A 15,363-nucleotide genomic window follows, 5' to 3' on the forward strand; every position below is an offset into this window, starting at 1 on the left:
TGTTAAATGTTTTTAATCATCTCCATCTACATAGCCAGATAAGTATCGCAGACCTCAATTCGTAATATTGTGTCATATTGTTTTCTGTGGCTAAAGTGATAACTTCAAACGATCGGCCTCCTCCAACTTTGGTAAATGCATTTGTTTTTTATAGCCATGTTTTTGCATTTTTTTCAAGATACTATCCAGCACGTTCACAGTTTTTTCGATATAAGCCCCTTTGTTTAACATCACACATTCGGCACGCTGCGCCAGTACGGCATCAGTTATTTCTGACCGGGTGGGCACGCCATTTTTGGCCATGCTCTCCAGCACTTGTGTTGCCCATACGGCGGGAATGTGAGCCGCATCCCCCACACGCATAATCTCCTCCTGGATAGATGCAAAATTCTTCCATCCTGTTTCTATGGCTAAATCACCACGCGCAATCATAATACCCACTGGGTATATTTGCATGGCACAAAGCAGTATCTCCGGCAGATTTCTGAATCCATTAAAAGTTTCAATTTTTACGATAAGACCAGGCTTTTCCTTTATTTTACCTAATACGGTAAGATAAGCTTCCACATCGGAAGCTTGGTTTACAAACGATAAGTTGACTACATCGGCCCATTGTCCCACAAAATTCATATCTTCCTTATCCTTTGCTGTTAAGCCATTTATATTAAGATGGCTATCCGGAAAATTAATGCCTTTACCCCCTCTTAGCTTGCTGCCCATTTTTTTGGCATGGGTAATTTTCACCCGGAGCCTCCCCTCCTCTTTGGCTTCAATGACACCTTCTATTTTACCATCGTTAAAAAACACAGCTTCACCCGGTTTAACATCATCAAATACTTCGGGCAGAGTACACGAAATGTGGGCATGCGCTATTAATTTACCTTTGCGGTCATATTTGGCGGGTTCGCCTGGTATGGGTTCTTTGTGAACAATTAGCAGGTCGTTCTTACAAAGTAAAATAAACTGTTCCAGGGCCAACAGTTCACCCACAAAACTCTTTTCGCGTCCGGTTTGCTTTACCTTGTTCAGCTTCAACTCGGTACCTGTTTTTAAATAAGCTGAATAATGGCATAATCCCCATTTTCCTTCGCCTTGCTTTCGGTCTATCAAAATCTGATTCTTTTTACCCCGTGCATCGGTAAAATGAATTGTGTCGCCCCGTTTAATTTTTTTAAGCAGACGTGCATCCACCGGAATTATGGCATCCGCCGTGTCATCAGGTGGAAACACATCAGGTGGAGCAATCCACAATTTGGCCGGTTTAGTCACCTTCCCCGAGAGATCCCGCTCGGGTTTAAAACGCAATATCTGCGGTCCCGGCTTCATGGCTCCGGTACGTAATTTCGGACCCGCCAGATCCATCACTATTTTACAGTTTTTTTTGGAAGCTTTATTGGATTGTTTAATATGATTAATCATTTGAATCCAAACAGCCGGGTGGTCATGGGCACAATTAATCCGGGCACTGTTCATGCCCAGCTTAACCAAACGGTTTATAAAAGTATAATCCCGTGCGGCAATCGTTGGTAAGGTGACCATAATACGTGTCCACCGGTTGGTCGATTTATAGCCAAATAGTAAATTGGTATTAGTTTTAAGTAGATTTTCGCTTTTTTTTATGGAGATAGTACCCGCCGGGTTTTGAGCAACCGGCATACCACACATTAACCGTACAATGGTTTGCACCGATAGCAGACTGCTCATCACATGTGCCTCGGCATTATCCATACCGGGCAATCCCAAGTAGCGCAATTGGGTCTGCAATTTCTCTATATCGAAACTTCGCAAGGCCAAATAATGCACTAAGTTGAGTGCACTCTTGCTATAAATGGGATGAACGCGACCAATCAAGTCGCTATATATGTTTTCCATTTCGCGGGCTTTGACAATAATATCCCGTATCTGATGGCCTATTTGTCGCAATTTATCCTGTCTGTTCATTACAATATTTTATCCTATATTTGATGAAAGTGCGCATTGTAAATCTACACAAAAAAACCCGATATCCCCTGCCTGTTAATAAACAAGTACTTCATATTTTGAGTAATACAAAAAATATTAATGCAACCCACAATGTGCCTTTTAAAGCATTCACTGTTAATAAGGCTTCTACTTAACCAGATACTTTGTATTTATAGATAAAATTAAGTGCGATACTAAAGCAATAAGGTACCAAAGCCCAATGGAGTATACGGCTGACGGTCTTTTTACCATCATTGCGCCTCGCACAACACCGCACGTAAGGGTAGTTAGCTTGGTCCTCTGCTACAAATACTCCACCGGAATATTCATTGGAGTATATACGGTAGTTCCCTGCACCAGGGAGAATTGAAACCTGATATATATCAATAGATTATTAAAATTTAAACTAGCTAAGATCAACACGTGGTCCTAAAACATTGCATGCATAGTTGTGCTTTGAACGAAATAACATTTAATCAACTGCTTTAATATTATCCATATTAAAGTATCTTCGTAAGCACTCATGTTTAAAAAGATACATTGATTATGAAAAATTATATTATAGTATTTATTGGTCTGTTTTTGTTTCAAAACATATTATCTCAGCATAAAAAAATTCATGGTTATGTTTATTGGGACGAGAATATAAATGCCGTTTTCGACGAGGGGGAGAAACCCATTCCCAACGTGGCTATTTCCAATGGACGGGATGTGGTGTTGACGAACCATAAAGGAAGGTACAGTTTGAAAATTAGCAATGGCGAAACCGTGTTTTTAATAAAACCAGCAGGCTACATCGCCAAACTTTCGGAAGACAATGTGCCGTTAAACTACGCTTTCAACAAGCCAGAAGGCTCACCCGACTTCTTCTTTCCGGGCATTGAACCGCAAACAATAGAAAAGCCTTTAAATTTTCCACTTTATAAGAATGAAGGTGAAAACAACTTGAAAATTGCACTTTTAGGAGATATCCAACCCAAAACAATCGATGAAGTGTATTATATGAGTAAAGTGGTTTCGGAGAAAATGCTTGGCGAGGACTATGATTTTATCGTACCCCTGGGAGATATTAGCTATGATAACCTGCGTTTGTTCGATCCCATAAAAATAGTGCTGGGCAAAATTGGTGCACCGGTTTATTACGTGTACGGTAACCACGATAGAAACTACGATGCAAAGGAATTGAAATATCGGGATGAGACTTACAAATCACATTTTGGCCCGTCGTATTATGCCTTCACCTACGGAATGCATAGCTTTATAACGCTCAATAACGTTTTCCCAAAACCGCACCATCGTTACAAGGCCTTTATTGATGAAGATCAAATGCAGTTTGTAAAGGAATTATTAAAGACAATACCAAGCGAGAACCATGTCCATTTACTCATGCATATTCCTTTGGAGCAACTCATTAACATAAAGGAATTTTCGGCATTATTTAAAAAGCACCCCATGGTATCGGCCTATGCCGGGCACACGCATATTCAATTTTTTGAAACGATTGGCGAAAAAGAAGGATGGATAACCAACGACCCGGTAGAAGAGTTGGTTGCCGGGGCAGTTTCGGGTTCCTTTTGGCATGGCGAAAAAGATATGTTCGGCATTCCCGGGGCTATGATGGCGGATGGAACGCCGAGAGGTTTTTGGATAATGAATTTGCAGGGGAACAAAAAAAATTATGATTATATAGTTTCCGAACCGGATATGCGGCAAATGCACATTTGGACCCCTTTCCATCACGAAAGGGAGCTGGTGACGGTAGACAGCGATAGTATTTTTGTGAACATTTATGCCGGCAATAAAGACACAAAGGTAGAAGTAAAAATAGGCAAGGGAGAATGGCAGACAATGAATTATACCGAAGATTTTGACCCCTACTTTTTACGTTTAAATATACTTCAGCAAAAGGGAATAACACCTACCGAAAATAGCATTAAACTAGGGAAGCCAAGAAAAAGCATGCATCTTTGGTCGTATCCCATCCCGGACAATTTACCCCAGGGAATACACATCGTTTCGGTGCGGGCCAGCAACCAATACGGCTTGGATGCATGGTCAAATACGATGCTTTTTAATACCGATAATACCCCGTATTTTAGAAGCAAAAAATTAAAAACAGAACGACTAATTAATTAAAACACCAGAATTCTTAAATAAAGAAATCGTTATTTAAGATATTTGCTTATTTCTTAAATAAGGCTTAGCTTTGATTAAGAATGTATAGAAAATGAAAAACTTCAAAGCAGGTCGATATATAAATCAAGGAACTTTTAAAAGTTTTCAACCCGAAAAAATAAATAAACAATGGGTTCTTGAAAATATGGAATTAGTCAATCTTCTGAGTCAGGCAGATAGGCAACTTGGAAAATTAGATATGTATTCTGAATATATACCCAATATTGATCTATTCATCAGTATGCATATTGCAAAAGAAGCAACAAAATCTAGCAAAATTGAAGGGACAAAAACCAATATTGAAGAGGTCTTGCTTGATAAGGATGATGTTAACGAAGAAAAAAGAAATGATTGGGAAGAAGTTCAGAATTATATATCTGCATTAAATTCAGCAATTGAGAATCTGAAAAAATTGCTTTAATTCATTATCAATTTGAAACAATACATCCTTTCTTGGACGGAAATGGTAGAGTTGGCCGACTGATTATAACATTATATTTAGTTGAAAAAGGAATACTTAAAAAACCAATATTATACCTTTCTGATTTCTTTGAAAGAAACAGGACTTTGTATTATGATAACTTAATGCGGGTTAGAGAAAAAAATGACATCACTCAATGGTTTAAATTCTTTTTAGTTGGGGTGATTGAGACAGCCAAAAATAGTATTGAAACATTTGATGGTATCTTAAAGTTACAGAAGGAAATTGAAATAAAGATACAAAGTTTAGGAAGCCGTTCGAGCAACGCAATGACAATAATCAATCATTTGTTTCATAAGCCAATAATAGATGCACAATTAACTAAGCTAATAACAAAACTATCTCTTCCATCTGTTTATAAATTAATTAACGAATTGGAAGAATTAAAAATTTTGGAAGAGATTACAGGTGGTAAACGAGGAAAGCTGTTTGCATTTAAGGAGTATCTTGACCTATTTAAATAATGCTTGCTAACATTTTGCTTAAGTAATGGCAGGTTTGTTGCGGGTTTGAGCGTTTCGTAGCCGCTTGTACTTCATCTCGGTTTGACAGGAAACTGCTCATACGGTTTACCGATATACACAACACGTGTAACTATAGATTCGTACAACCCCATCACCTCTCCCCGTTTCCGCCAAAAGAAAAGCTTTTTTTTGGCGGAAACGGGGAGAGGGTACTTGATGCTTTATTCCCTAAGCTAAAGCGTAGGGCTAGTGAACCTACTCCCTAACAACAAACGATGCCTTTAACTTTGCCTGTGAATCGCCACCGATAAAAACCCTAAAGTCGCCCGGTTCCACTTCCCATTTTTTATTGATGGTATAAAACCGGAGCATGTCGGCATTTATGGTAAGGCTTAGGGTCTTGGTTTCACCTGCCCGTATCATTACCTTTTCAAAGCCTTTTAACTCCCTTATGGGTCGTGTTATACTGCCCACCATATCTCTGATGTACAGTTGAACCACTTCCTCGCCATCCACGGAGCCCGTGTTTGTAACATCAACGGATACGCTTATTTGACCATCTTTGGCTATTTCGGTCTTATCCAATCTCAAATTTTCATACGCAAAAGTAGTATAACTGAGTCCATGGCCAAAAGGATATAAGGCAGTTTTTGGTGCATCGGTATAACCCGAATAGGTAATGTGCTTTTTACTATAGGGCCTTCCGGTATTTTTTTTATTGTAATACAAAGGCTCCTGTCCCACATTATGTGGAAAGGAAACGGGTAGCTTGCCCGAGGGGTTGTAATCGCCAAACACAACATCGGCTATCGCATTGCCCGACTCGGAGCCTAAAAACCAACACTCCAGGATGGAAGGCACATGCTCCGCCGCCCAGGAAATATCCATGGGTCTGCCGTTCATTAAAACAATTACTACGTTTTTGTTTACTTCGAGCACAGCTTCGAGTAATTGCTGCTGCACACCAAACAGTCCAATATCGGTTTGGCTTCGCCCCTCTCCTGTTTGATAGGCATCTTCGCCTATAGCCAGCAATACCACTTCGGCTTTTTTTGCCGCTTGAACAGCAGCATTTATTCCGGATACATCCGTAGTGTTGAATTTTAGCGGATGCAAAAATTGATTTTGTCCTTCCCTTAAAGTAGGCACCGTTAAATCTGCACCTTTTTCGTAATATATTGTTGTGCTGCTGCCAACCGCTTTTTTAACACCATCCAACAAAGAAACTGCGGAATTATACCTACCCTTAGCTCTCCAGTTTCCCAGCGGGGTATCTTTGTCATTGGCCAGGGGGCCAATCACCGCTATACTTTTTAGGTTTTTATTGAGCGGAAGTAAGTCGTTTTCATTTTTCAACAGAACGATTGACTTTTTTGCCGCATCGCGGGCAATAGCCAAATGCTCTTTGCTATAAACTTCGTTCTTTTCTCTGTCTTCGTTGCAATACCTATACGGATCATCGAACAAACCCAATCTGAATTTCACCCGCAACACCCGCCTCACGGCATGGTCCAAATGTGCCATCGAAATTTTATTTTCGTTTAATAAAGCCTCAAGATGTGCCTCATAGGCATAAGATTCCATATCCATGTCGCTGCCTGCGCTCAGGGCAATTTGGGCGGCATGTTTTTTATCTTTGGCATATCCATGCGCAATCATCTCCCCTATCGATCCCCAGTCCGAAACCACAAATCCATCCCAGCCCCAAGAACCCTTAAGCAAATCTCTTTGTAAAGCTTTGCTCCCTGTTGCCGGCACGCCATCAATTTCGTTAAATGCATTCATAAAAGTAGCCACTCCGGCTTCTGCAGCTGCCTTAAACGGGGGCAAGATAACATTATGCAACTCGTGCTCACCAATATTTACGGTGTTATAATCGCGGCCTGCTTCGGCAAAACCGTAACCGGCAAAATGTTTGGCACATGCCGCAAGAGTGTGGGGCAGCGACAGATCATCGCCCTGAAAGCCTTTTATCCGGGCAAGTCCTATTACGGTATTTAAGTAGGTATCTTCGCCGGCCCCTTCCATACCTCTGCCCCAACGGGCATCCCTCGACACATCGATCATGGGTGCAAAGGTCCATTGCAGACCGGAAGCCGATGCTTCTTTTGCCGCTATGGAAGCCGATTGTTCCATAATATTCAAATCCCAACTGGCACTTTCGCCCAGGGGTATAGGAAAAATGGTTTTATATCCGTGTATCACATCATAGCCAAAAATCAAAGGGATTTTTAAGCGCGAATTTTCCATCACAATTTTCTGTGTTTCGCGAACAGATGCCACAGAAGTAATATTGAGCATGGAACCTACTTCTCCGTTCTTAAGTTTATCAAGCTTATGCTGATCGCCTTTGGAGGACGACGGGCCGGTTGCATCCCACTTTCCGCTGTATTGCACCAGTTGCCCGATTTTTTCGTTGAGATGCATCAGGGCCAAAACGGAATCGACCTTGTGCTCTAAGGCCGGGTCAAAATCAGTTCCCTGGTGCAAATTATCCCTGTTATCTGTATTTTGATCAAAACCATAAATTTCTGCGTAAACAGGAAAGTGATCGGATGGATACCTTAAGTTTTCAGAATCGCTCAACACCGCATATTTTTTTACTTTTAAACCATTATTTTGGGAGATGAAAATATAATCAATGGTCCGTGTTACAGGCGCATTAAATTTAAAAGCATTGAACGTACCTTTGGGACCATGGGTTAATTCGGCCACCGTTTCCGTATTCAGCATTTGCTCCGATAGCTTTTCGATTAGTAGGTTATTGGGTTCCACATTAAAATCGCCCGTTAAAATTACCGGATAACCATGGCTGTTGATTTCGGCTATTTTTTGTTGGATGAGCTTCATTCCTTGTAGCCTGGCCTCCTGCCCCACATGATCCAGGTGCGTATTGAAAACCCATATTTTTTGGGAGGTTTTTACATCCGTGAACAAGCCATAGGTACAAATCCGCGGATATGCGGCATCCCATCCCTTCGAAAATTTTTCGGGCGTTTCCGATAGCCAGAATGTACCGTCTTCCTCCAACCTAAATTTTGCTTTTTTGTAAAATATAGCCGAATACTCGCCCTTGTTGCCGCCATCGCGCCCGTGACCTATATAGTCATACCCCTTCAGTGTTTCTTTCATATCTGCAATTTGATTGGGGCGTCCTTCTTGCGTCCCCAAAAAATCAGGCGCATGGAATTGTATCTGGGAAAGTAAAAAATCTTTCCTATTGGACCAGGCATTTTCGCCATCCGAAGCTATGTCTAAACGTATGTTATAGGTCATAACGGAAACATCCTGTGACCTGGCCGTGGTAAAAAATAGACATGCGAGTACAAAAAGTATTAGTGTATTTTTCATCTCATTATAATTATTGATTTATGTGGTCCCGATGCATCGGGAGAACTGGCCGATAATGTTTTCCCTCCCGCTTGTGCGGGACGGGTTTCCGCTACAGCGGAACAAGTAATGTGAGAGGCTACTCTCATAACCTGTCCCGATCTTTCATCGGGAGCCTGATCCGACCATTCGGGGGCTCGCTTCATTTTGTTGAATATATATATTAAGACTACGGGATAAGAGACAGTAGATATGGAACCATACGACACCCCGCAGCATTGTGAGAAGAAACTTCAAAAAAAGAAACTATGAACACAACTTGTTCTGCTTATGCGGAATATACGCAGAGCACAGCGTTTTAATTTTCAACCAAATGTACACAAAGGCGCACAATGTTCACAATATTTCTTAGTGGCCGTTGTGCATCCATCGTATTCTCTGTGGTTGCTTTATAAAGCACTGTGTTGAATTAGTTTCAAAAATCATTTTCTTTTTGAAATACCCGTACATAATCCACCAACATTTGCTGCGGAAAAACACTGTTGTCGATTCCCTTTTTGCCGCCGAGCATGCCACCTACCGCTGTGTTTATAATCAGGTAAAACTTTTGATCAAAAGGCCATTCTGCGGTGGTTTTATTTTCGTTTAGTATCTGGTTGTAAACGATGCCGTTCAGTAAAAAGTCCATTTTTTCGGGTGTCCATTCCAAGGCAAACACATTGAAGGTATCATAAGGGCGGTCGATAAAAATCTTTTTTCCTTTGTGCGTTCCTTTCATGTGATTGTAGGCTTTGGTATGGATGGTGGCAAATACAGAATCCGGATTAAAGCCCACATGTTCCATAATATCTATCTCGCCACACTCGGGCCATCCCACTTCCTTTCGGTTGTCGCCCAGCATCCAAATGGCAGGCCAAAGCCCCACACCCCTGGGCAACTTTGCCCTTACCTCTATGCGCCCGTATTTCCACGAAGCCAAATTTTTAGTATTCACCCGACCCGAGGTGTAAGCAGCTGTTTTTCTTTCGGCAGCATATTTCATCCAGCTTTTCTTTAAAAGATCCGGATTGCCATAGTCTTTATTCGCGATTTCTTCTTTGTGTGTTTCAATAATCAAATGGCCACCCTGTACCCGAACATTTTTCAGGCTATCGGTGTAATACTGATCTTCGCGGTTGGCTATAAAGCCATAAGCATATCCCCACTTGGTACTGTCGGGTTTGCCCCTGTAGTTAAACTCATCGCTCCAAACCAATTTATACCCATCCTTTACAGGGCTTGCTGCAATACGGGTAAACAACAGTTCAGGCTCGTCGGTGGTGATGTAATCAAAATCGTTGGCCAGCAACCAATCCATATCGTCGGGTTTATTTACGGTCCAGGCATTTAGACTTAAACCCAAGTCTTTGGCGCTTTTAATCCATTCCGGATTTCTTTTGAAAATATTAAAATGATAGTCCAGGCCCCAAATTCCGTCCTCCTTTAACTGTTGCGGTGTTTTGTTACCGTTCAGATACTGTGTTTTGGCTGTAGCGTCTATCTCAACAATTTTTTTAAGTATATCATACCCAAAGCTGATATATGAATGAATATAGGGTTCGGCCTTTAGCTCTTTAACCAACTGGATTGTTTTTTCGGCCATTTTCAGATTCAGCTCTTTATTTCTTGTGGGCTTAATTTCGCAAACCAATCCGGTACCCTTGTTATTTTCCATCCCGGCAAGCAAATAATCCTTTAAGGTGGGTAACAACTCGCCATTGGCAAGCTTATGTTTTGCCAGCTCCTGATATGTAGTTTCCACTATCAATAAATCGTGGTAATCTTTATCGTGGGTTACAATCAACACACTATCTGCCGTAATCCTTACATCAAACTCAGCCCCCGTGCAATTTAGCTCAATAGCATGTTTTAATGAGGCTATAGAGTTTTGAGGAAGCTTATATTTTTTCCAGGCACCACGATGCGCCACAACAGGATTATTGGCAAAAGTACGGTTGTTTTGAGTTGTAGGTGTGCATGAAATAAATCCTGTAATCATTAATATTAGAAATAGATATCGCATAATTATTTGTATTGAGGCTCATTGTTTAACAATATACAAGGACAATAAATTGCCCTTGTATACTTAAATGCTGCTATGACTTTTAATATTACCAATTTTTTAACAATACGACAAATCATTAGTAACCATTATTCTGAGGATAATCGGGTCCTAGTAAATCCAGATCTTCCTGAAAAATCGGAAAGTTAATAAAATGATCTTGCCAGTTCTCTCTCGGGTCTTTTATACCCCCATAATTAGCGGGGAAATAAGGGCCATCACCAGCATAATTCTTCATTTGCCTGTTCATCACCGTTGCTCCCATCCGCTTTAGGGTAAACCAGCGCTGTCCTTCAAAAGCTAACTCCCGGGCTCGCTCATCCAAAATGGCTTGCTCGTCCACATTGCTTAAAACAGCCGCACCTGCCCGTTCTCGAATGGCATTGATATAGGGCAAAGGATCACCGTTGCCCGATCTCATAATAGCCTCTGCTGCAATCAAATAAGTTTCAGCTAAACGATACACTAAAATATTGCTCCTTTGTTGGTATGAGTTCGGATCGTCATCTTCTTGCGCAAATTTTAAACATGATGGATGCAAGTTTTGATAATATTTTTTATAGGTTTTACTGGGATTATCCAGATCGGTGATAGGCTCATAAATATCAATGATATCGCCTACCTTTTTACCTTCGGGTAAATTATCCACATCATTGTAATAATACTTTAATCTAAAATATGTATTGTCATCTCTTGTATCATTTTCATCCTCTGCCAAAAGGTTTAATAAATACAGATTGGGTAATATTCTCGAAAAACCTTTTCCTCCTTGAGATACATCGCCTTCAATTCCTTTTATGTGAAAATACTGTGTGATGTAGTTGGCATTCAGCATACTTGTATTTCCACCTCCCAATACATTGTCTTTTGCTTGTACTACAAACAATTGCTCCGCATGGTTTCTTTCTCCTTTAAAAACATCAGCTGTGTTTGGCAGTAAACCATGTGGACTATCGGGATCTTCGATGACGGACAAGGCTTGCGTTTTGGCTTCTAACCAATCCCCCTCCCACAGGGCCAATTGTGCCTTAACATGTTTGGCGGTTCCCTTTGAAACACGGCCAAAGGTTACATCCCAATTTAAATGTTCAATGGCAAAATCCAAATCACTATTTATCAAGGCCAATATTTCTTCATCCGAAGATTTATCCAGTATCAAATCGAAAGCATTGTCAACAGTAACCGATTCGGTACTTACATAGATGTTATTATACATCCGGTACAGATAAAAATAAGCTTCTGCCCTAAAGAATTTTGCTTCTGCAATAATTTGATTCTTTGTTGCTTGGTCAATACCATTTGCCACTTCGGCAGCATTGATTATATCGGTGGCTTTACTGGATATTTTATAATAGTGTTTCCAGAACAAAGAAGAGATAAAATTTGAGCCCAGATCGATAGGCGATACTCCACGTTGATACCTGCCAATCAAACCTAAATATCCGGAACGGTTAAAGGCCAAATCGCTTCGCGACGGCAATATCAGACCGCCCATATAATCCTGTATATTGGTATCATATCTATCGCGGTTAAATTTATATAAACTGACCACGCCCGATTTTAATCCTTCCTCAGTAGTATATACATAATCCGAATCGATTAATGTACTTGGCTGCTCTGCCAAAAAATCGTCGCATGATGCCGCTAACAACAGAACCATACAAGCCAGCAGGCCGCCTATTGTCTTTTTATAATAATATTTTATATTCATCGCATTTATATTTTAAAATTACAAATTAACTTTTACACCAAACGTAAAACTTCTTGCATCCGGATAACCCGTATCTGCATTAGAATAGGTGCTCCTGATATTTACTTCCGGGCTATATCCAATATAATCGGTACTGGTAAATAAATTTGTACCGGTTACATAAAACTTAACCATATCGATATTAACCCTGTTTAAAATTGATTTTGGTAAGGTGTAACCTAAACTTAGTGTACGGAGCCTAATATAAGAGGCATCTTTAATGGCCAAGGAATTTAAGTACTGCGGAGCAGAATCAAAATTTGGCCTTGGGAATGTTGTGGACGGATTTTCAGGTGTGTAGTAAGGTACTTTTACCCCGTTTAATTTGCCCTGAAGGGTACCTCCGTTATTATAGGCGGATAAAAATGGATTTACTTTGGTAGCACCTTCAACTACATAGAAATCAACGAACAAATCAAAGCCTAAATACGACAGATTTGTGGAAAAAGAACCAAACCAATCCGGATTGGGATCAATAAATACCCTGTCGTCCTGCGTTATCATACCATCCTTGTTGGTATCTTTGATTTTAATATCACCAGGTCGGAGGTCGGCTTGGGTAATGGTTGATTCAGGATTGGCTTGTGGTGCATTGGCAAAGTCTTCACCTTCTTGCCAAATACCATCAAACTGATACTGCCTGATAACACCAATGGGCTGACCAACGTAATAGTTATAGGCATCGTCTTCAAGAATTGCATTCCCGCTACCGTCGTTATAAAGGTCGATCAACTTATTTTTGTTGTTTGACCAGTTGGTGGAAACAGACCATTTAAATTTATGTGTATTGATAATGTTTGCCGTCAGGTTTAACTCGATACCCTTGTTTTGCAACTCGCCCGCATTAAAGTAGGTGTATTTGTAACCTGTTATTGAGGGCACACCCCTTCTCAACAATAAATCTTTCGTGCGCGAATCGTAGTATTCAATATTACCTGCCAGCAGGTTGCCAAAAGCAGCAAAATCAAGACCAATGTTAAGGGTGGTTATCGTTTCGTGCTTTAAATTTACATTGGGCAAAACCACCGATGGCGAGTAGCCCGAAGCCGATTCGCCATCGAACATATAGTTTTGACCATCAGCTGTAAAAAGTGAGGTGTAAGGTAACTTAAGTGCATTTGCCAGCGCACCGTAGCTCACCCTTAACTTCAACTCCCTTACGGCATCTACATATTGCAGAAAAGGTTCGTTATGCAATTTCCAGGCGAAAGCTGCGGCTGGGTTATAAGTCCATTTATTATCCTCAGAGTTAACTGACGAACCATCTCCCCTTAGGGTGGCCGTAAGCAGATATTTATCCATTAAATTATAACGCGCTCTGCCCATGTAGGAGGCTGTGCGTATTTTGGTTTTATAACGCTCCACTGTAACATTGCCTATGGCGTTAGTAATACCATCGTAGCCTAAACTTTCATTGATAAAGCCGCGCCCCTCCGTAAAGGTTTTGGTATATTTATTCTCGTCAACTGCCTGTACCAATGTTAAGTTAAAGAGGTTATTTTCGTCGAACCTTTTATTGTAGGTCAAGATATTCTCAACCAGGAAGGCCTCCCTTAATTGATTATCGATGCGGGCAATTCCTTTGTCCGTATTCCCGGCCGAGCTCAATGAAGATTGATATTGTCCCCTTTCCGAATTTTTTCGTGTCATGGAACCCTTAAACTGATAGGTTAAATCTTTTGTGATTTGCCATTTGGGTAAAACATTAATTACAAAATCATTACCTTTTGTATCGTTATCCGATTCCCTCAAATTCCATAATGGACTTGTGGCCGACAGCTCTTCGCCACTTGGGTATCTTGTTATAGAACCATCTTCATGATATGCACTACCCAACGGCGAAACGGTTATAACATTTACATTGGCCGCTCTTTCGGTATCATCGTTGAGCAAATTGACGTCAAAGGCAACCGAAAACTTATCATTAATCTCTTGATCGACATTCAGCCTTAGGTTTTTACGTGTATAGCTCGAGGTGGGTATAATTCCATCTTCCCTAAAGTAGTTTAAACTTCCATATATTTTTGTACGCTCAGTTCCGCCGGCAACACTAATTGACTGGCTGTGTACCGTTCCGTTTCTCATCAGCTCGTCTTCCCAATCCACAAATTTATTGTTGGCAATATTTTCCAGTTCCCCCACCGAAAAAACATCCACATCATCTGAATAGCTGTCGTCCGCATTTGTTGCACGAACCGCCTCCCTTTTTAGCTGGGCGAACTCCTGTCCACTATAAACATCAAAATTCTTTTCTATTGACTTTGTGGTTATGTATCCGTGGTAGGATACACTCACCTTGTCCTTTTTACCCCTTTTAGTGGTAATCAGTACAACACCGTTAACCGCTCTTGATCCATAAATAGCCTGTGCCGAAGCATCTTTGAGGAATTCTACCGATTCAATGTCGTCCGGGTTAATATCCTCAATGCCTCCATCCCTAACTACACCATCAACCACATAAATACCGCTTACATTACCTTCTATAGAACCTCTACCCCTGAATAAAATCTCCGATGATCCCCCGGGTCGCAGGGTTCCCCCGCCTACATCCACCTTTAATCCCGATATTCTACCTCTTAACATTTCATTTACATCCGACGTAGGTGTTACGGTAGCTTTACCAAGATCGGCTTTTGCAACGGCGCTTACCAAATCGCTTTTCTTTTGGGTACCATAACCCACTACAACCACCTCTTCTAATACATCGGTATCCGGCTGTAAACTAACCCTTATATTATCTGTAATGGCCACTTCTAAATTTTGATAACCAATAAAAGACACGCGTAAAGTAGTTGCGTCCGACTTAACATTTAACGAAAACTTACCGTCTAAGTTGGTGGATGTACCATTAAGGGTACCCTTTACCACAACGGATGCACCAGGTAAGGGGGTTCCAGTTTCATCTAATACAGTTCCTTTTACAGTTTTTTGTACTTGAGCCGAAATAACAACCGTTGTCAAAAAAAACAATAGTGTAAATAGGATCCTAAAATTTTGTTTCACTAGCTTTTGTTTCATATCATGTTATTTAAATTTAGTTTAAAAAGCACGCGCCATTATAGCATTGCAAATACTATAAATTTTTTACACTTATAAACTT

The 15,363-nt window shown here is 40.7% G+C and carries 9 protein-coding genes; 3 read left to right on the forward strand and 6 right to left on the reverse strand.

All coding sequences use genetic code 11. The features are described 5' to 3' along the window. Positions 1-90: 90 nt before the first annotated feature. Entirely contained in the window at positions 91-1,941 is a 1,851-nt protein-coding gene (locus FN809_RS02670; RefSeq protein WP_142531916.1) for a pyruvate kinase, read from the reverse strand. A 567-nt stretch (positions 1,942-2,508) separates the two neighbouring features. Between FN809_RS02670 and FN809_RS02675 the strand changes: the two genes are divergently transcribed. The 3 genes from FN809_RS02675 to FN809_RS17855 all read left to right on the forward strand — a co-directional run bounded on the left by FN809_RS02675 (position 2,509) and on the right by FN809_RS17855 (position 5,082). After that, positions 2,509-4,098, forward strand: a complete 1,590-nt coding sequence (locus FN809_RS02675) for a calcineurin-like phosphoesterase C-terminal domain-containing protein (protein ID WP_142531917.1) — start codon at positions 2,509-2,511, stop codon at positions 4,096-4,098. 91 nt (positions 4,099-4,189) lie between these two features. Further along, positions 4,190-4,558 (forward strand): Fic/DOC family N-terminal domain-containing protein, encoded by a 369-nt coding sequence (locus FN809_RS17850; RefSeq protein WP_221929341.1) that lies wholly within the window; start codon positions 4,190-4,192, stop codon positions 4,556-4,558. A gap of 20 nt (positions 4,559-4,578) precedes the next feature. After that, a complete protein-coding gene (locus tag FN809_RS17855) occupies positions 4,579-5,082 on the forward strand; it encodes a Fic family protein (protein WP_246095450.1) in 504 nt (167 codons plus the stop codon). 255 nt (positions 5,083-5,337) lie between these two features. Here FN809_RS17855 and bglX read toward each other — a convergent pair whose 3' ends face one another. From bglX to FN809_RS02705, 5 genes are all read right to left on the reverse strand, one after another. Then, a complete protein-coding gene (gene bglX, locus FN809_RS02685; RefSeq protein ID WP_142531918.1) occupies positions 5,338-8,433 on the reverse strand; it encodes a beta-glucosidase BglX in 3,096 nt (1,031 codons plus the stop codon). After that, positions 8,430-8,618 (reverse strand): hypothetical protein, encoded by a 189-nt coding sequence (locus FN809_RS02690; RefSeq protein WP_142531919.1) that lies wholly within the window; start codon positions 8,616-8,618, stop codon positions 8,430-8,432. The genes bglX and FN809_RS02690 overlap by 4 nt, the downstream gene beginning before the upstream one ends. Before the next feature lie 269 nt (positions 8,619-8,887). Then, positions 8,888-10,474: a glycerophosphodiester phosphodiesterase family protein gene (locus FN809_RS17945; protein WP_142531920.1), complete on the reverse strand. Its 1,587-nt coding sequence runs from the start codon at positions 10,472-10,474 to the stop codon at positions 8,888-8,890. Between the two features lie 118 nt (positions 10,475-10,592). Next, positions 10,593-12,224: a RagB/SusD family nutrient uptake outer membrane protein gene (locus FN809_RS02700; protein ID WP_142531921.1), complete on the reverse strand. Its 1,632-nt coding sequence runs from the start codon at positions 12,222-12,224 to the stop codon at positions 10,593-10,595. A gap of 18 nt (positions 12,225-12,242) precedes the next feature. Continuing rightward, entirely contained in the window at positions 12,243-15,281 is a 3,039-nt protein-coding gene (locus tag FN809_RS02705) for a SusC/RagA family TonB-linked outer membrane protein (protein ID WP_142531922.1), read from the reverse strand. Between the last annotated feature and the right edge of the window lie 82 nt (positions 15,282-15,363).

The organism is Saccharicrinis carchari, from assembly GCF_900182605.1.
In the GTDB taxonomy this organism is placed as follows: Bacteria; Bacteroidota; Bacteroidia; order Bacteroidales; family Marinilabiliaceae; genus Saccharicrinis; species Saccharicrinis carchari.